General features: G+C 60.4%; 10 protein-coding genes and 1 pseudogene. 7 read left to right on the top strand and 4 right to left on the bottom strand.

Annotated features, from left to right (window positions below; genetic code table 11):
• The first annotated feature begins 232 nt into the window (after window positions 1-232).
• From C2L64_RS47165 to C2L64_RS47145, 5 genes are all read left to right on the top strand, one after another.
• Window positions 233-1795 (top strand): alpha-amylase family protein, encoded by a 1563-nt coding sequence (locus C2L64_RS47165; protein ID WP_158660625.1) that lies wholly within the window; start codon window positions 233-235, stop codon window positions 1793-1795.
• Window positions 1792-3561 carry an outer membrane protein assembly factor BamB family protein gene (locus C2L64_RS47160; protein ID WP_103154148.1) on the top strand — a complete coding sequence of 590 codons (1770 nt, stop codon included), beginning with the start codon at window positions 1792-1794 and terminating at the stop codon, window positions 3559-3561. Before C2L64_RS47165 ends, C2L64_RS47160 begins: the two co-directional genes overlap by 4 nt.
• A 41-nt stretch (window positions 3562-3602) precedes the next feature.
• On the top strand, window positions 3603-4079 hold the full coding sequence (locus tag C2L64_RS47155) for a hypothetical protein (RefSeq protein ID WP_103154147.1): 477 nt from the start codon (window positions 3603-3605) through the stop codon (window positions 4077-4079).
• Between the two features lie 632 nt (window positions 4080-4711).
• Window positions 4712-7090 (top strand): bifunctional diguanylate cyclase/phosphodiesterase, encoded by a 2379-nt coding sequence (locus C2L64_RS47150; protein ID WP_103154146.1) that lies wholly within the window; start codon window positions 4712-4714, stop codon window positions 7088-7090.
• Window positions 7091-7321: 231 nt separating this feature from the next.
• Window positions 7322-8434 carry a GGDEF domain-containing protein gene (locus C2L64_RS47145; protein WP_322790660.1) on the top strand — a complete coding sequence of 371 codons (1113 nt, stop codon included), beginning with the start codon at window positions 7322-7324 and terminating at the stop codon, window positions 8432-8434.
• 185 nt (window positions 8435-8619) lie between these two features.
• Here the strand turns inward: C2L64_RS47145 and C2L64_RS47140 are convergent, their stop codons facing one another.
• Window positions 8620-10017, bottom strand: a complete 1398-nt coding sequence (locus C2L64_RS47140; RefSeq protein ID WP_103154378.1) for a hypothetical protein — start codon at window positions 10015-10017, stop codon at window positions 8620-8622.
• Window positions 10018-10350: 333 nt separating this feature from the next.
• On the opposite strand from C2L64_RS47140, the gene C2L64_RS47135 reads away from it, so the two are divergent.
• The gene (locus C2L64_RS47135; protein ID WP_103154145.1) at window positions 10351-11811 is read left to right on the top strand and encodes a UvrD-helicase domain-containing protein; all 1461 of its coding nucleotides are present in this window, start codon (window positions 10351-10353) and stop codon (window positions 11809-11811) included.
• 818 nt (window positions 11812-12629) lie between these two features.
• On the opposite strand, the gene C2L64_RS47130 is transcribed toward C2L64_RS47135, so the two are convergent.
• The gene (locus tag C2L64_RS47130; RefSeq protein ID WP_103154144.1) at window positions 12630-12956 is read right to left on the bottom strand and encodes an H-NS histone family protein; all 327 of its coding nucleotides are present in this window, start codon (window positions 12954-12956) and stop codon (window positions 12630-12632) included.
• Between the two features lie 402 nt (window positions 12957-13358).
• Here C2L64_RS47130 and C2L64_RS47120 point away from each other — a divergent pair, with 402 nt between their 5' ends.
• The gene (locus tag C2L64_RS47120) at window positions 13359-14120 is read left to right on the top strand and encodes an H-NS histone family protein (RefSeq protein ID WP_103154142.1); all 762 of its coding nucleotides are present in this window, start codon (window positions 13359-13361) and stop codon (window positions 14118-14120) included.
• 168 nt (window positions 14121-14288) lie between these two features.
• On the opposite strand, the gene C2L64_RS47115 is transcribed toward C2L64_RS47120, so the two are convergent.
• Together C2L64_RS47115 and C2L64_RS47105 are read right to left on the bottom strand one after the other, a co-directional pair.
• Window positions 14289-14492 carry a cold-shock protein gene (locus tag C2L64_RS47115; RefSeq protein WP_103154141.1) on the bottom strand — a complete coding sequence of 68 codons (204 nt, stop codon included), beginning with the start codon at window positions 14490-14492 and terminating at the stop codon, window positions 14289-14291.
• A 1191-nt stretch (window positions 14493-15683) separates the two neighbouring features.
• A pseudogene (locus tag C2L64_RS47105) lies at window positions 15684-18763 on the bottom strand (Tn3 family transposase).
• Between the last annotated feature and the right edge of the window lie 154 nt (window positions 18764-18917).

The raw sequence follows: 18917 nt of genomic DNA, 5'->3' as shown, positions 1-18917 counted from the left end.
TGGCCGACAGGAGACGGGGATGGGCGTGGCACTCATCGCGTGGGGCCGCTTCATCAAGGGCGGCGAGAAGGTGACGGTTCCTGCGCCGGGCACCGACCGAGGTGCGCCGTGGCTCTGGGACTTCCTTGCCAGCTCGGCGACGGAGTTACGTCGCGCCGGCTTCACGGCGCTGCAACTGCCCCCCGCGAGCAAGGCGCAGGGTGGTGCAGGCACAGGATGCGACGGTTATGGCGTGTTCGACCTGCGCGATCTCGGTGCGAAGCCCCAGCAGGGAAGCATCCCGACCCGCTATGGAAGCGCAGATGCATTGCGCCGGATGGTCGCGTGCTGTCATGCAGTTGGACTGGATGTGTATCTGGACATCGTCCTCCACCAGCTGATGGGGGAGAACGGTGGCCCCGGTGTGTTCCGTTATCTGGGCGCCGACCGCCAAACATTGAACGGTCGCGGGCCGATGCAGCCGGGGTGCTTTCGTGGCGGGACTGGCAATCGGAATCCCATTCCGCCGTTTCGCCCCGAAGACGCGGTCCCGGCACCGAAGGATGATTTTCCGTTCGGTAGGGAGAAGGTATACCAGCATTGCGAGCCGCCTGGCTATACGACGAATGATGCGATTGACTTCGGGGACTGGCTCTTTCGGACCACGGATGCGGACGGCATGCGCTTTGACGACGTCAAGGGCACCTGGGCGCCGTTCGTGTCGCGCTTCATGCGCTCGAAGGCGATGACATCGAAGTTCGCTTATTCGGAATACTTTGATGGCAACCCCGCGGCGCTTGACGCATGGGCCACGCAGCCGCCGATGCAGTCACGCTCGCTGGTCGCGGATTTCGCGCTGCATTGGGCGCTTCAGGCTGCGTGCGACAGGGGCAACGTCGCGGCCCTTGACGGAGCAGGCTATGCGAGCCGCAATCCGTTCCTTGCCTGCACCTTCGTCGACAACCCGGACACGGATACGTCTCCCGGCGAGCAGATCATCTCAAACAAGCTGCTCGCCTACGCATTCTTGCTCACTACGGAGGGCTACCCGTTCGTCTACGGCAAGGACTATTTCGGTAATGAGGTGTGGCGCGGCGCATATGGTCTCAAGCCCTGGATCGACAACCTGATCTGGATTCACGAAAACCTGGCGTTCGGGAAGACTGTGACCCGCCACCTCGACGGCAATGTGATCGTGCTCGAACGCACCGCCCATCCCGGCCTTCTCACGGCCCTCAATTTCGACCCGACGAGCGGGCACGCGGTCTTCTGCCAAACAGGCTTTGGCGCGAACGTGAATCTGCACGAATACACCGGCAAATACCCGGACATCCATACCGATGCGCAGGGACGCGCGAGCTTCACGATACCGCCCAACGCTCACCATACGGGACAAAGCTATCTGGCGTTTTCGCTGCCGGGATTCGGCGCCCCCTTTCAGCTGCGGCCGCGCCAGACCTCGCAGACGTTCTTCGCTGCTGACGATCTCGACATCCCCGCCTTGAGGAACGGCGCATCGAACGTTGCGCGGGTCTACGCGGCTTCGGGTGGCCAGATACGCGCGCTTCTGAAACCGATCGGGGCAACGTGGGTGCCAGGCGCCTCGGTGGCGCTTGAGCTCGTCGCACAGGACGGCAGTGTGATCGCACGCAAGACTGTTCGCCACGGCGAGGCTACCAAAGCGGTCGTGGCGAGAGGGGGCCAGGCGGGATGGCACACGCTAAGCGCGAGCGCTTCCGGGATTGACGGCCCGCTGGCCTATGAGCTCAACGTCACATATGACGGCGCGCAACGCATTGAGGAGAGTCGCCCATGAATGCCTCCGTTACGACCCGCTCGTTCGACACCGCCCGCACTGGTGCGCAGCTTCACGAGACCGTGCTCACGCCTGCCGCGGTGCGCTCGCGGGGCATCAAGCAGGCGCTCGTGCTGCGCACGCCCGACGATCCGCGGCTGGAAGCACAGCCGCTTTATCTCGCTGGTGCGGAAATCGCAGGCGGCACGCATGACACAATCTTCCAGGCGACGATGGGAAACTGCGTCTACGCGTGGGATGCCGATACGGGTGCGCTGCTCTGGCAGACCCGTCTCGGCGCGCCGATCAACGGTGCTCAAGCGATAGACCAGCACCTGATCAACGTGCACTGGGGCATCCTGTCGACGCCCGTCATCGATCTCTCCACGAATCGTCTTTACGTGTGCTATTGGGCCAGCCCGACTGGAAACTGGGCCGACGGACACCACTTCCTCGCATCGCTTGACATCGCGACCGGCAGAGAGACACATCCCCCAATCGACTTCGAGGGCGTGACTTTCGACCCCGGTCACAACTTGCGTCCGATCGAGTTCAGGTCGCTGGAACGCAAACAACGCGCCGCGCTCGCCCTTGTTGACGGGACGGTGCTGGTGCCCTTCGGCACGATTGCCGAGACTGACAACGAAGCGCGCGGCTGGCTGATCGCGGTCGACACGCGTAGCTGGAAACAGACTGCCGCCTGGTGCTCGACGGCGCGCGGGAGCGGGGGAGGGATCTGGATGAGCGGGTCTGGACCGGCTGTTCAAAGCGACGGATCGATCTGGGTTGTCACCGGCAATGGGGAGTTCGATGGCATCGTCGATTTCGGCGAGAGCGTTGTGCGCCTTCGCTATATGCCGCCGCCTGCAAACAGCGCCAAAGGCAAGCTCGAGGTCACGGGCTGGTGGACACCATGGACGGATGATGGGCGTCTCGGCAAGAACCCGGGCGGTGAAGCCGTCGCCGCGCTCCTGCCGAAGCGCATGCCGTCGAATTTTCGCGTGGGGCCATTTCTGGCAAGCCTCGGGATGGAGAGCATGGACGAGACGTGGGCTGATCAGGATCTGGGCGCCTCCGGCATTGTGCTCGTCGAGGAACTCGGCATTGCACTCGTTTCTGGCAAGGATGGCATTCTCTATACGATCCGCCTCGATCACCCGGGCAGTACAACCCAGGATGATCTCGCAGCGGCTCATGTGGCAGCGAACTTTGCGAAACTGGCCGCGGCGCCCATCCTCTATACCTACTACGATGCGTCGGTTAATCCCGCGCCCACCAATCCCGCCGCGCTCAACGTGTACGCTGCGAAGCGCACACACCATCTGCACGGCACGCCGATCGTCTGGAAGTCAGCCACGCACGGATGGATGCACTATTGCGGGGGCGAGAACGGCAACTTGCGCGCATGGCGACTGAAGTCCGACAAGTCGTCGTCCTACCTTGCATGCAGCGAAGCCTACGCGTCGCCGGAATGCACGAAGCCTTATGGCGGCATGCCGGGATGGGGCATCGCGTTGTCGACGAATGGCGGCGACGAGGCAGTTGTCTGGGCGATGATCCCTTACGGAGACGCCAACATGACCATTACGAATTCGCGCCTGCTTGCCTACGACGCCGCGGACTTCGGACGCTATGCCGATGGCAGCGGTCAGATCGTGCCGTTGTGGGACTCGCAGGACTGGAACTGGAATCTCCTACATCCAAAATTCAACCGACCCGTCGCGGTCGACGGGCGGGTGCTGGTGCCCACATATGGCGGTGAACTGCTCGTTCTGACCCTCGCCTGAGTGAGCGTGATCGCGTTTCATACGGTTCCTGGGAGCGACACATGAACATCCTTGATTCGACCTTCGTCCTTGGACTCGACAGCGGTCTTTGTTGCCTCGTAGTCGGCGTGGCACCGCTTGCCTGGAGCACGAGGCTCAAGCTCGCGCTTGCGTTTGGTGTGTGGGATGCCTGGGCATCGGTCATGTGCGTTGCGCTTGGCCCTGTGCTGCCCGCACCTCCCCACGTGGTGGTCTGGCTGTGTTGTGCCGCGCTGCTCGGACTCGCTGCGCGCCGTGAGCGGCGGTGGATCCAAATGCTGCCGACGGTGCTCAGTCTCGACAACCTTGCGGCTGGCGGTGCACTGGACCATGCAATAGCCGACGGGGTGAGCAGCGCGACGCTTGCGTTACTAGGCCTGTCAGCCGGCGCGATCCTATTTCGGCTACTCTCGGGAATCTGGCCACGCGCGCTCGAGGCAGACTGGTCACAGGCACCCACGCCTGGACAAGTAGCGGAGATCTTTTTGATTCCGCGCTGAAGAAATCGCACTCGCACGGGAAGCAAGAGTCTCATTACCAGTATTTTCGTGTTGGATCGAACGGCCGCCTCGTCTGAACGACGGTTTCGTTTTCTTGAATGATCGATGGTCCATGCGGGAGGGAAGGAGGGCTTGCGGTTCCTGCGCTTGACATAAAACCCGGTCTCGATCCGACAGCAGGGAATGCCGGCCCCAGGTTGAAGCAGGGCGGTGAACGGGACGCATGAAGCCGCGCGCGTCCGACACTTGTGCCGTCGAAGTCGCTGCCGTCGTTGTGTTCGCCATAGCCATCGGAGTTTAGCGAAACAGGCCGGACTCGCGTGCGGTTCAGTGATCGCCACCAGCAAGGCGTCGTAGGCAGCAATCGTACTGACAATGGTCGGATCGTCGGCTCCTGACCGATGAGGACCCCGCCGTGCGCTGAGGTTAAAGTTTTACGCGTCTGCGTCGATATACCGACGGAGGCTTCGCCCAAATGAATTGGGTAAAGGCATGCCATTCGCCTGTCCTGCGTTCATATCTTCCTGCTTACCTGGTCCGATACAATTCGGCGGGTCCGCGGAAATCGAGGCAATAAGGTGCCGGTGGGCACGGTCGCTTACCCCTCGCGTTCCCGAGCAAGCCGGAAGACCATGATTCGATTTTCAAGCTCCCTTTTTAGCCGGCCGGCGCTGTTCATCTGCGCCGGAATTGGAATCACGCTCGCGACCACGGGGGTCACGGTTGCCTCGCTTTACGAGATGAGGCTCGACGCGATGGCGCAGGCGCGCGTTGCCGCCCAGAATCTGGTGATCTCGCTGCAAAACGATATCGAGCGCAATCTCGACATTTACCGGCTCGCCATGCAAGAGGTCGCGACAAGTGTCGGGACGCCCAGCATCGTACGGCTACCGCCCGAAGTCCGGCAGCTCGTCGCGTTCGGTTCGGCCACCAATGCGAAGGAACTGGGTTCCCTGTTTGCGACGGATGCAACGGGCAAGCTCGTGCTTGACTCGCGTTCGGTTATGCCGCGAAAGCTCAATGTAAGTGGCCGAGATTACTTCCAGATTCAGTGGCACCAGAAGAATGCCGGCCTGTACATCAGCGCGCCCTACCTGCCGTACACCGCCGCCTCCGGACTGCCACAGCCGCATATCGCGCTAAGTCGGCGACTCGAGGACAAGAACGGCGATTTCGCGGGTATTGTCGGCGGTACGCTGCGACTGAGCTATTTCCGGCAACTTTTCGAACACTCCATACTGGGCCGGCACGACACGATTACGCTACTGCGCACGGACGGAACGGTTCTCATGCGCCAACCGTTTCACGAGGGTGACATCGGCAAGTCTCTCGCGGGCGGTCATTCTTTCGGGCCGCTTGTGCAAGCCGATAACGGCAGCTATACAGACATAGCCGTGCTCGACCACATCGAGCGCCTGTATACGTTCCGCCGCGTCGGAAGCTATCCGCTCGTCGTCGTCGTTGGCTTTGCGACGGACGACATCTTCGCAGGATGGCGCAAACGGGCGATCGCAGTTGGTATCGTCAGCGTCATTCTCAACGTGCTTCTCATCCTGTTGTCGCTGATGTTCAGCAGGCAACTGCGCAAGAGACTGAACATGGAGCGCCGCTTGCAGCGACTTGCTTGGTTCGATCCGCTAACGGGTCTGCCAAACCGGACACAGCTTCAAAGAGAAGCTCTGCGGATGTTGACGAACGGCAAACGGAACGGCTCGACGCTCGCGGTCCTCTTCATCGATCTTGACCGTTTCAAACGCGTGAACGACACCCAGGGTCATGCCGTCGGCGATGAGGTCCTGAGCGAAATCGCACGACGCATCAAGAACCAGATCCACACCGGTGACGTAATCGGTCGCCTGGGAGGAGACGAGTTTCTCGGGGTTCTCCAGGAGTGCGACGTGCTAAAAGCCAAACATGTCGCGGAGCGAATTCTGCGAACCGTGTACCAACCCATCCTGATCAATACGAAGCAGGACACCCGCATCACGATCAGCGCCAGCATCGGTATCGCGCTCTCACCGCACGACGGCGAGGAACCCGACATCCTGCTGCGCAACGCCGATCTGGCGATGTACAGGGCCAAGAGCTCGGGACGCAACCAGCTGCGGTTCTATGCCCCCGAGTACGAGCGCGAGGCGAAGGAGCAGCTGGAGCTGGAGATCGCGTTGCAGCGGGCATTGCGAGGCAACGCCCTGAATGTCGTCTACCAGCCCAAGGTCGATGCCACAGGTGTGCTACGTGGTGTCGAGGCGCTGGTGCGGTGGGACAACGATGGACAAGGCAGCATTGCGCCGGATCGCTTCATTGCCATCGCGGAAGAAAGCGGTCTGATCGCGGAGATGGACGCCTGGGTGATGGGCGAAGCCTGCCGGCAACTTGCCGAGTGGCGAGCCGAAGGTCTTGAAATACCCAACATGTCGGTGAACGTCTGCGCCGCAGACTTCAAGCGTCCCGATTACCCGGGCTTCGTCACCGATACGCTGCAGTCTCACGGTCTGCTTGCTGCAGATCTGACGCTCGAAATGACCGAGCGGGTCCTGTTCGATGAATCGGTCGACGACATTCGCAAGACGCTCGATGCCATTCAGGCGATTGGCATCGCACTGTCGATCGACGATTTCGGCACGGGCTACTCAAGCCTGAGCTACCTCCACCGGTTCGCCGTCAAGGAGCTGAAAATCGACAAAAGCTTCGTGCAGGGCATCGGCCGCGACAAGATGGCGGAATCACTGGCGCAAACGCTGATCCATATCGGTGAAATCCTGAAGCTTACCGTTACCGCCGAAGGCGTCGAAACGCATGCCCAGCGCGACTTTCTGGGCGCTCACGGCTGCCATCTGTATCAAGGGTTTCTCTTCTCCCGGCCGCTCGCGCCTCGAGACTTCGCGCGCTGGGTGGGAACGCATCGGCGATGCCCAACGCCTGGCGATGCGGGCACAAGAGCCCCTTATCTGGAGCTGTCCCTGCCTGCAATGTCTGACCCGCACCAGGCGGGTCACCTGTCAGGGTAATGCGTGCCGCCTGGCACGACTCCAACTGGCTCGGTGCGGTTCGGAGCACCGGCGTTGTTTTCAATTGTTGCGTCCCTTCACACGTTGCAAAACTCAAGGAAGGGGACGTCAACGTCGATATGTAATGTAGCATGCCGGGGCCGCCAACCAATGTTAGCAACGAATGGGAAAAGTACAGTGCAATCGCAGCGGGACTTCAGCATTCACCCTCTGAAGCTGGAATTCCGGAGCGTGACGACTGAGCAGGAATTTCAGCAGCATCATCTGGCGAGGACCAGATCGTCTTTACGTACAACCCTGATATTCTGCGGTTTCTTCTATGTCGCATTTGCACTGACAGATGCTGCTGTGCTCGGCTACACACGCGAGACAGCCATGCTCCTCTTTGCCCGGCTGCTGGTAGCCATCACGGCAGCGTGTGGACTTTACCTGGTTCGCAGGCACCCGACGTCAATCCTGTTGCTCCGGCTTACCGCGACCGCGGCCGAAATCGTCGGAATGAGCACATTCATGCTCATTGTCTGGCATCGCCCGGCGGAGGTGCCCTGGCATGCAATGTCAATATGCATCATGTTGATCGTCGTGTACATTTTCATTCCTAACCGCCTGGTCATTTCGCTTGGTGTCGCCGTCGCAACGACCGCGAGCTTTATCGCAATCGTTGTGAGCATCGGCACATTGAGGCCCGCCGACCTGCTGACCATGTCGATGCTGCTGTTGCTGGCGAACAGCTTCGGACTTGTCGCGGCACGCCGCTATCACCGGATCTGGCGGGAGGAGCACCGTGTCCAGTCACTACTGATCCATCTTTCCGTTCGTGACCATCTGACAGGCTGCTATAACCGCCGATACCTGAACGAAGTTCTGCTCAAGACGGAACTGGCCCGTTCCCGGCATCAAGGGTTGCCCTTTGCGGTGATCCTCTGCGATATTGACCACTTCAAGTCGATCAACGACACCTATGGGCACCTTGCTGGAGACGCGGTGTTACGCACTTTCTCGACCGTGCTTCAGACCACGACGCGACAAGAGGTCGATAGTGTGGTTCGCTATGGGGGAGAAGAATTCCTCGTCCTGCTGCCGCGGACGGATCGCGCCGGAGCTGAAACGCTCGCGGATCGTTTGAGACACACCTTCGCGCAGACCCCGGCCGAATGGGCTGATCAATCGGTATCGGCGACGGCCAGCTTTGGGGTATTGGCGATCGACGCCAGAGACGGCCCGGTGTCCGATGAGGCCATTTTCGCCGCTGTCGATAAACTGCTCTATCGAGCAAAGAGAGCTGGAAGGAACAAGGTCCAAAGCGGCGTGCTGGTTCAAAGCCGCAACGCGTTTCAGGGATAGACCAAGCGACCTGGCGCTAGATATACATCTTTTTCAACGACATAAATAACCACGGTCTATTGATTACATGTGTGACGACGTCGCACTCGTCACGTGTGCGCCCGCCTTCATCGCGACCTACAACGCGCGCTTAAACTCCCGACTGTCAGCGCCGGTATCGTTAGTTGATTGACGCCGCCAACGAGTTACAACAATACGGCTTGTTGCAGAAGCTCCAGGGCTTTCATTTCGTCCAGTCGACCCGTGCGCGCCTTTCCTGCCAGCGTCTTGATCAATGCTTCCGCTATCGGTGCAATACCGTGAAGATTCTCCAGGCTGGTCACGGAAGCGAAGGGGAGTGGGGCCGGATTTTGCTGCGGAGCTGCGGAGGTGGGCAACGCCTCAGGCATCGACTCAGAGGGTGCCAACGTGGCTGCCGGGGCCTCGCCATCACTTTCTTCGGGGGAGCGGCGGGCAAGGCCGTCGGAGGAGTCATTTACACGAGTTTGCGGGCTGACGATGATCGTCTCTTTGTCTTCCGCGACATCCGCCGAAACAGGTGAGGGGCTTTCTGAATCACCCAAGGCGGTCGCACGCTCGCGCCTCGTACGCACCTTCACGTCGGCGAGTGTCTCTTGCACGCCATCGTTCGTTGCTGGCGCGAGCGGCTCGTCTCGTTGAGCGGATGCTCGACCGCGCGGAGCAGGCGCAAGCATGCGCGACACCGACTCTGGAATCTCGGCTTCGGTGCGAGGGATGTCCAACCAGCCAACTGGCAATCCGAGTCGCTCCGTGAACCGGTTTGCTTCGACACTGTCCATGCGTTTCTTGGCATGTAGCCGATCGGCTATGTTGAATCCACTCATCTCCATGACCACGCCAAGTCTTACTTTCGATCCGTTTCGACTCGTGAGAAGGTGAAGGTTAGCGCGTCGGACGTTCTCCACCTCGGCGCTGTCGCTCAATGCCAGCGGTTGCTGTTGTGGCGTTTTGGGAGACGTCTTGTCTTTCGAGGGCGAAGCTTTGATCGGCGCATGAGGTTCAGGCTGTCCGGCCGTTTCGCTTCGACTGTTCCTGACGGCTCCCGGCGAGCCGCCAGCTACTTTCTTCGGCATTTGCGCTTCCTCGGACACACTATCTTTAAGTAACGGTTGCTGATCGACGTTCAGGGCAGAAGCCGGCTCAAGTGCTGCGGGCTCTGCGTCCAATCCTTCGCCGATCTGGATGAAGTCGAGCGGTGACTTCAGACGAGCGATAGTCTCGGGCGCGAGGCCAGGATTGGGCTGGTCAAAAAAGCCATGCGGTAACCCAAGCGTAGTTTCCATGTGAAAGGCGGTCTCGGGTGTGAACCGCTCGCCCTTCATCAGTTCGGCCACGCGCGTCATGGTCGATTCAAGCGCTATGGCGATATTCTCTGCGCCGACCGCGTCGACGAGAAACTGAAACGATCGTGTTTTGAAGATGGAGGCAGTCTGGGCGGGGTCTCGGGGAGGCGCCTTCACGTACGGTGGTCCCAGCCGTTGGGGCGGAGATTTTTTCTCGTGGCGAGGATGGCGTTGGCCGCTGTCCCGGGATCCCGCATATCGCCCGCGGGCTTGACTCATAAAGTACGGCTCCATGCGATGTGAATATTCAGGGTATCCCGATTATAGACGAGGCGATGTCGTCGAAAACGCCTTACCAGGCAGTGGGCAGTGCTGCATGCGGTCCCCGCCGGTCATCCTGGGACGCAATGTGCGGCAGATTCGAGGAATGAACGCCGCGGGACTTTCATCCGATGTGCAACACGTCCGCGACGATCGGAACGACGACTCCAGGGACGGACCGGATTCTGTCCAGTTCGCTGGACGCCGTGGTTGCCTGGTTGGCGCAGCGCATTGCAGTTGCGGCCTGTGCGTTCCGCGTAGACTGTCGGTTCATCTGCTCCCGAACTGCAAATGGCCCGTTTGATAAGACCGACACCTGAACAGCAGGCGATCGTCGATGCTGTCGCCGGTGGCGGCAATCTCAAGATCAAGGCGTACGCGGGCGCGGGCAAGACCTCGACGCTACGGCTTGTCGCAACCCGTCTCGCCCATCAGCGTGGCATCTATCTGGCGTTTAACCGCGAGATTGCAGAGCACGCGCGGCGCGGCTTTCCGCCCAACGTGATGGCCGGAACAGTCCACTCGCTGGCCTACCGATCGGTGTCACCCGCGCTTGCCGCGCGGGTGAACCACCCCGCGGAGCCGCCTCACGAACTTGCTGCTCGCTATGGCATCGGTGCAGTAGAGGTGCCCCTCGTGACGGGAAAGACCGTCGAACTCACACCGTTCGAGCTCGGTCGCATGATTGTCGATGGACTGGGCAGGTTCTGCCGCTCGGCTGACGACGCGCCGAAAGCTATCCATGTTCCCGTCGACGAGAAGATCGACGATAAAGCCGCCGACTGGCTGCGGGAAGGACTGAGCCCCCATGTCGCTCGCCTGTGGAGTGAGAGCACGGACCCGCGTGGCCGCAGCGCCATCATTCCCGACATCTATCTGAAGGTCTGGGCGCAGGGGCACCCGCGCATCGAATCTGACTTTATCCTCTTCGACGAGGCGCAGGACAGCGATGGCGTGATGCTGTGGCTTCTGAACCGGCAGCCACATGCCCAGATCGTCTACGTTGGTGACCCGTACCAGCAGATATACGAATGGCGTGGCGCAGTGAACGCCATGGCGCAGATCGATGCACCCCAACACGCGCTGACCGAGTCCTTCCGTTTCGGTCACACGTTCGCCACGCTCGCCAGCCGGCTACTCGGGCTGCTGGGCGAGCAGACAGCCGTTCGCGGCCAGGGCACGATCGGCTCGATCCTCGTCGAGGACCCGATGGTCGCTCCACCCGTTGATGCCATCCTTTGCCGCAAGAATGTGTCCGCCATCTGGCATCTGGCCGCAGGCGTGGAGGCGGGCCACCGCCCGTCAATCCGCATGAGTCCCACCGAAATTGTTGCGTATGCAGATGGGGCAGACAGGTTGATAGCGGGGCGGCGGGCCTACAGACCTGCAGCCTTTTCGCTGTTTGAGACGTGGGACGATGCACAGACTTTCGCGCGCAGCGCGGCCGGCGCCGATCTGCTTCCCATCGTGCGGATTGTCGATGAATTCGGAACCGGCTATCTGCGCTCGCTGGCGCAACGGATTACGCCTGAAGCGCAGGCCGATTACGTGATCTCCACGGTGCATCGGGCCAAGGGCCTCGAATGGAAGCGGGTGAAAGTCATCAACGATTTTCTGTTCAAATACGTCGATGGTCGCCTGACTGTGGAGAAGGACGAGCTGCGGCTGCTCTACGTCGCGTTCACGCGCGCGCAGCACGTGCTGGACGTATCGGACCTTCGCGAAGCGCTCCTGCGTTTGTTCAGATCATGAATCTGATCGGTCGCGGAAGAATTGGGTGAAGAGGATGTTCAGATTGTCGGCCGCGATTCGTCAAAGTGCAGCGATGCTCAGAAGAGGGATGGCTGTTCAGTGGGAGCGACGTCGGACCGGACTGCGCTTTTCCGGGTGATTGCCCGGGGCATCGGCGCAGGACGCACAGCGCTGCTGGAGAGCGAAAACGGTTCTTCCTCACGCCGACGGCCGAGCACTTCCCGACTGAAGACGACGTCGGGAGAGAGGCGAACGAGCGGCGAGGGGGCTTCCGTTGGCATCGGGTTTAAGTACGGCGTCGAAAAGATCCGCTGAGGGCTTCGATCGTTCTGATTGTATCGGGGCCGCGAGAAAAACCCTTGCAGGTTCGAACGCGGGACGTCAGCAACTGGTTACCTTGAACACCCTGTTACGGCGCACCTTTGGGATTACCGCGACGGTGACGCAATGGTCGTGGGAACTCTCTTTCGAATTAATCGGCGCCTGCCAATCTGTTCATACGGCAAGCAGATTCATTCTATGACGCGGCACGATCGGTGTGTCAGGAAAATACCTTAAAACATGTACTCAAATGATTTTTTGCGCAACATCACCTGGCTTGGCACATTTCAAAGGCGGGCAGGCACACATCACTCGTCTGCGTGCTCAGGTCGATAAAAGGTGAGGATTTCCAGGAGTCGCGCCGCTCCTAACCTCGAGATCCGGGCGAGCCGGGTTTCCATCACCGCTTTTCCCCACAGCCTGGAAGGCAACAGGGCCCGCGCTATCGAATCCATCTGTCGCAGCCGGCGTTCGCCCAGCACGAGCAGGTGTACTCGTCAGTCAGCGTGCTGCCGCGCGAGTGGACTCCCTGCGAAAGGGTCGCCGCGCCAGTCGATCCTCTTTCGCTGGGTATCCTGCATCGGTGACGCCGATGCCATCTCAAAATGCTCGAGTCTTTGTCCTGAGCTAATCGCCTGCTTCAGCCACTGGGGCATTTCCCCGTCGCCTGTCCAGGTATCCCCCGTCGCATTTTGATACCGGGCTGCTTTCTGCCTCACCTGATCGCCCGCTATTGCTGAAGCCAGGTCGTCCGGCTCAATGCCATGTTCTTCCATCCGGTGGCGCAGATAAGCGATCATGCTGTCCCGCTTGCGTTCATCCATTCGTTTTCATCCGTGAGTACCGTTCGACTGTTCTTCCACATGATCTGCGGACAACCTGTCTGAAGCGGATTTGATCTGCTCAATCGAGTTGGTCGGGGAGCGGCTGTCGCCGCTTTCCAGAAGATTAAAGCCGCAGTTATCTCGTCAGGCTGCGTATTTGAGGTCGCGGTTCCGGCGCCGGGGCTGAGTGAAGCCGGGTGCGAGCGGCCCGGCTATAGCCGCTTTCGTAGCATAGCGATCGTCGTCGCTCATCCCTTGGTTGTGCCTTAACCAAAAGCCGACGAAGCAGCCGAATTGTTCGTTCGGAGTCTGAGCCTCTCTCAATTGTAGCGTGCCCACTATCGACGTGCGTCTTACTTGCTGGCATAGTTCGGCCATTACTACATACAGAAAAGGGAAAGAATGGCTACGCTCGAAAACGTGCAGGCGAAAATCGCCAGGTTGCAGGCCCAGGCCGCAGCGCTTGCCGCGAAGCAGTCGTCCGGCGTCATCGCGAAGATTCGTGATCTCATGGAAAAGCATGGCTTGACCGTTGCCGACATCGAAGCACACACCGGCGGCAAGAAGCGTGGTCGCAAGCCAGGCGCCAGGACGGTTCCCAAGCCAGTAGCATCGGCAAAGTACCGTCATCCGAAGACGGGTGCCACCTGGACGGGGCACGGCCGCGCGCCGGCATGGATCGCGAGCGCGCGTGACCGGACGAAGTTTCTGATCGACGGCAGCGCTGCACAACCGGTCATTGCGGCAAAGAAGCCAGCAACGACGGGCAACTATGTGAAGGGCCCTCAGGCGCCGAAATACCGCGACCCAAAGAGTGGGGCGACGTGGAGTGGCCGCGGCCCTGCACCGGCATGGTTGGCTGACGCCAAAGACCGTTCGAAGTTTCTGATTGTCGCCGCGGCAGAGGGCGCCTCGGATTCGAAGGCCGTTTCGCCCAGGAAGGCAACCGCAAAGAAAGCTGCGACGAAACAGTTGACGGGAAAAACGGTCGCCGCGAAGAAAGTCAAGGCAGTAACAAACCCGGCACCCGCGAAGAAGGCAGCAGTCAGGAAAACTGCGGCGAAAGAAGCGGTGGCGAGGAAGGCACCTGCGAAGCGGGCGCCGCAGAACCCGGTAGCAGCTGCACCAAGCAGTGATAGCGCCTCGGCGCCCGTTGCCGCCTGATTGACGCGGCCTGATTGTCGGTGGGATGACTGGCCATGAGCAGGACTTGTCCGTCCTGCTTGAACCGGTGCACCGCAATGCCACCCAATGCACGGACTCCTGACACGCTGAACCAAAAAATTTGACCCGCGCAAGGCGGGTCACCTGTCAGGACGATGCGCGCGCCGGTTAGACTGGCTTGATATTGGCGGCCTGCTTGCCCTTTGGACCCATCTTCACGTCGAAGCTGACTTTCTGATTGTCCTGCAATGACTTGAAGCCTTCCGTCTTGATCTCGGAGAAGTGGGCGAACAGGTCTTCGCCGCCTTCGTCCGGCGTGATGAAACCAAAGCCCTTCGCATCGTTAAACCATTTCACCGTACCAGTTGCCATTTTTGAACCTGTAGATGTTGAAAGTCGCATTCGCGACCGCAGTACCGCAGAGCGACCGCCCGCGACAGAAGAATTTGTACCACGCCGGAATGATACCTGTCAGTCGGCAGGTCCACGGACGGCACCTGGTCCACTTTTCGGTGGCCCGGATCGGATTCAGGTACCAGGCCTACCGGCCGACAGTGGCTGCGTCGCTGTTGCGCAATCGTGAGTCACCGTGACAACGGTTCCCTGTCGCCGCGGAGACTGATTCAATTGGAGCACGGCAGTCGGTTCTGAAGCGTCGCAGACCATCGACACGCCACAGATTCTCTCCGGGCGCGATGCAAAGGTCTGACTTCTGCCTTACTTGGGCACAGTCCGTTAGCCGGCGACGGTTTTGTGCAGACACGGCCGGGCAGTGAAGCAGAGACAACCATGTCCAGTCGGCCTGCGCGACGCTGGAAGGCGGACAGGAACTGCTTTAGCGCAGCGCTTGCAAACGGCGTTGGCAGCGCACGTCATCTCCACTGCGTCGATAGCTCTGCATGGCCTTCGCGCGGTCCGGGATCACCTTGTTGTCTTCCACTCCCCGCACCCCTCCCAGAAAAGTCCGAGATTGTGCGCCGAGGCCTTGGGCCTAAGGTCAACGGCTTGCTCGTAGAGCGAGCGCGCGCGGCTCACGTCTGGCTGTATGCCTCGTCCGAGCCGCGCGCTATCTGTCAATCGAACTAAACATGCAACCCCCTCGGTAGCCGGAAACCCGCACCAATCAACGAACCACCCCATAGGGGGTTGCAAGTTGTTGTCACTTTGAATTGATGTAAAGTCGCGACACTCATGGGAATTGAACTAAAGCTGCAACATTACCGCTGCCAAGATGCGCTCTCTTGACCGCAGTTTGTCCCGAACAGCCTCACGCTTTGTACCGTGAACGCCGCTTATTTTCAGAGGATGATCTTTTCTTCTGATCTATTTCGGGATGCGAAGCATTTGCCTTATGCGAAGGACCAGAACGTTTCGGCGACATGCTCCCGTCTGCAAACACACCAATGTCATAGGCTAGGCTAGGAGCAGCGATCGATTGCAAACAGGGCACGAAAAAGGCAATTTTCGCCCACCCCCCGAAAAGTGACAATCTCCTTTAGACCCTCACGGACAAGGCTTCCCGGGCCAGATGAATGGCGGAACTGGCGTCCTGAAAGTCGGGTGTCAGCCGTCCTCATCCTCCTCGTCGGCTGCCGCCTGCGCATGCGGGCCCAGTACTCGGGGTCGGCGTAATACGAGGCGAGCGCGTCGATGTCGACTGGCGCGGTCGCGGCGCCGAAATCCATGGCGCCAAAGAGGTTGACGTGCCGCCAGGCGACTGGCGACATGCTGGCGATGAACGCCATCGCGGCCTCGTCGCCCGTGGCACGCTTCTGCTCGTGAACCCGCGAGAGCAGCGTGGTGTTGTAATGGATGATGGCGTTGGCGATGAGGCGCGCGCACTCGTTCCACAATTGCTGCTCGGCCTCGGTGTGCACGCGCAGCTTGCCGCCGTTGACGAAGGCGACGGCGCGGCGCAGCCGGTGATACGCTTCACCCCGGTTGAGGGCCTTCTGTATTGACTGACGCAGGCCGACATCGTTGATGAACTGCAGGATGTGGCGTGTACGGCAGAGGTTGTCGAGCTCCCACAGCGCCTTTTTCGTCTGGTTCTGGCGCTTGTAGCTCGCGAGCTTGCGCACGATGGTGGCCTGCGAGACCTGCTTCTGGCCGAGCGAGGCCATGATCCGCTGGACGGCGGGCCATTCACGGATGATCATTTCGTCATTGGATTTGCGCGAGGGTTTGATGAGCCACTTGCCGTAGTGACCCGGTGCATGACGGCCAACGAGGCCGGCAAGTTTCTTGTGAAAGTCGCGATAGCGCGGCGCGAACTGATAGCCGAATGCATACAGGATCCAGTAGTTCACCTGGTTGGTGCCGTGCGTGTCGGTGGAATGCAGTTGTGGGCGGATGTCGGAGGTGTTGTTGTAGAGCAGATCGAACACGTAATGGCTCTCGTGTTCGTTAGCGCCGAAGACGGTCAGGTTGAACGGCACGTGGTTAGCGACGGCGGTGTTTGCGCTGATACCCTTGTCGAGGCCGAAGTATTTGGGCGAATGGCGAGCCTGGAAGGTATCGAACTGGGTCTCGAAGCGCTGGCCATCACTGCTTGAATGGATCTGGTCGCCGATGTTGAAGAGGTGAAAGGCGGGCAGCTCCGCAGTCGCATTGCTGATCGCATCATTGGCCGAGTGCACTGTTTCAACGCGAAGATAATTGCGTGCGCAACTCACGAGCGCGGCGTAACTGAGGCCCGAGACTTCGGCCATTTTGCGCAGCCCCATATTGGTGCCCATTGCGATGATACAGGCGAGGAGCTCCCGTAGATCGGCCTCGTGTTTGACGTACCGGTCGAGCACATGCGTGAATCCCTCGAGAAAGCCGGTGCGAACGGCAACGAACCAGAGCAGCCGCGCGATGTCGATGCTGGGGATCTGGCCGTAGAAGGCGTGATTGACGTTCTCATCGGGCTCCGGATAGCCCAGGTTCAGGCGAGGCTTGCCGCCCTGGTGCCGAACCCTGAGGTAGGGATCGTCGCCTCCGTCGATGTGATGGTTGACATGTTCGAGGAGGCGCTCGATGTCATCATGCAAACCGGCAAGCGTCTGCGCGACGGGCGCGAGCAGGACTTGCAGGTTGAGCTCGTTGAGAATGGCGTCCTTGTGCCGCCAGCGCGCGTCACTGATCAGGTCGTCTTCGAAACGGCGAAACTCGTTGCTGTCGTGACAGAAGACGTCGCCTGCCTCAAGTGCGTTGCGCAGCAGCCGGTAGACGAGAAACTCGAAGCGATCCACATCGAGCCGCTTCGCCTTGCCGGATCCGGGGTGATAGAGATGGGGCTTGAGTGTCTTCGGGATGAACGCCGTGGGGAAGGACGATGGATTGCACTGTCGAAGTGGCGTGCCGCCGCGCAGGCACTCCTGCAGAAAGTCGACGGCTTCGAGCAACGGCGTATCTTCGACGCGGCCGGCCACGGCCAGTTCGGCAAACAGATGCCGCAGATTGCGTTTGAACGCGTGTGAGAGCGCCGTATAGCGTGACCACTCGAAGCTGGCCTTATCGAAGGTGACGTTGCACATGTATTGTGCAACGGTCTCGATGCGTTCGGGCGCGAGCAACGCGAAAGCTCTCTGGCGCACGCTGGCAAAGGAGGCATTATATGGAATCGAGCCGTCGACGAACAGGCGCAGGACCTCACCCGCGGCTTTCAGGTGAGTGCCCGCTTCGGTGAGCGCGTTTTGCGCCGCCTCGCCCGCAGCCTGCCGCGCAGTCTGCTCGTAGTCGTTGACGAGACAGATGAAGGCCTCGATCAGGCGGTCGTTTACCTGGCGAAAGCGGTGGCAGGTGAAGCACAGCAGGTACAGGCGCGCGACGCCGGGGGCCATGCGACGCAGCTTGTAGACGGTGTAGAAGGTGACGAGCGAGGCATAGTAGCGGATGCTGTCCGCGGAGATGCCGGTGGCGTCGAGAAACCGCTGGGCGAATGCGTAAAGCGGTGCGAAGAACGCTCTGCGTTCGGATTCCTGCTGCAGTTCCTTGTAGCTGAAGTCCTTTGGTTCGCGCTTGAGGAGCGTCACCTGATAGATCGAGTCGTCGACCTCGAGCATCGCATCGAGCTGCTGCGCGATTGACCTGGTGAGCGCACGTTCGAGCAGCGCCGAGACGCGCTGGCGCTCCGCAGCGACCGCACGCCCAACCATGTCCTGCAGGAATGAGTAGGTAGGCGCGACAACACGTTCGTGCTTCAGATACTGCAGGCATTCGCGCAGGATGAAGGCGGGCTGTGTGGAAAGCCTCGCAAGGCGCCGTGCCCGCTTTTCGAGGTCGGCCTTCGTGGCACCCTCGCATAGCCGAAAGCCGAACAGATCAAGGATGCTGTGCTGTAGGGCGCGGCGCGTCGGTGCCGAAGGAATCGCTATGGCGGGAGGCGCTTCGTCGGGGAAGTGCCGCGCGACGATGTAGCGCAGATCATCTGCCCCGGCCGGCGGGTCGTAGTGGAAGAACTGGAATCTGGCCTTGAAGTACCCGAGTTGCAGGATGAGGTGGACCGCGACCGGAAGTGTGCGCGCCCGGACGAGCTGCTGTTCGGCGTTGCCGAGCTCGAAGTACGTGTGCCGGTCTTCGTCGGTAAAGCGCGGCAACGCATACAGTTCGTCGATTTCGGCACGTGTGAGGATCGAGAGGCGGTGCGAGGCGGACATGAGTTTATATTCTTGAACGCGCGCAAGTGGGAATCAGAGTTTCGCTTTGCCTGAGCGTCAGCTTGCTGGCTGCGGGCGGGCCTTGAGTTGCGTTGCCGAACGTAGCACAACCGAGCGATCCACCATTTCACCGTAACCGTGGCCTCAGCGGCTT

The organism is Paraburkholderia hospita, assembly GCF_002902965.1.
In the GTDB taxonomy this organism is placed as follows: domain Bacteria; phylum Pseudomonadota; class Gammaproteobacteria; order Burkholderiales; family Burkholderiaceae; genus Paraburkholderia; species Paraburkholderia hospita.
Note: the sequence above shows the minus strand (reverse complement) of the source record. Positions and strands in the feature narration are given on the sequence as shown.

Excerpts from the sequence above, each read along its gene's own strand:
- C2L64_RS47150 (WP_103154146.1), top strand. The coding sequence starts at position 4,712 with ATGATTCGATTTTCAAGCTCCCTTTTTAGCCGGCCGGCGCTGTTCATC.
- C2L64_RS47160 (WP_103154148.1), top strand. The coding sequence starts at position 1,792 with ATGAATGCCTCCGTTACGACCCGCTCGTTCGACACCGCCCGCACTGGT.
- C2L64_RS47155 (WP_103154147.1), top strand. The coding sequence starts at position 3,603 with ATGAACATCCTTGATTCGACCTTCGTCCTTGGACTCGACAGCGGTCTT.
- C2L64_RS47120 (WP_103154142.1), top strand. The coding sequence starts at position 13,359 with ATGGCTACGCTCGAAAACGTGCAGGCGAAAATCGCCAGGTTGCAGGCC.
- C2L64_RS47130 (WP_103154144.1), bottom strand. The coding sequence starts at position 12,956 with ATGGATGAACGCAAGCGGGACAGCATGATCGCTTATCTGCGCCACCGG.
- C2L64_RS47140 (WP_103154378.1), bottom strand. The coding sequence starts at position 10,017 with ATGAGTCAAGCCCGCGGGCGATATGCGGGATCCCGGGACAGCGGCCAA.
- C2L64_RS47135 (WP_103154145.1), top strand. The coding sequence starts at position 10,351 with ATGGCCCGTTTGATAAGACCGACACCTGAACAGCAGGCGATCGTCGAT.
- C2L64_RS47115 (WP_103154141.1), bottom strand. The coding sequence starts at position 14,492 with ATGGCAACTGGTACGGTGAAATGGTTTAACGATGCGAAGGGCTTTGGT.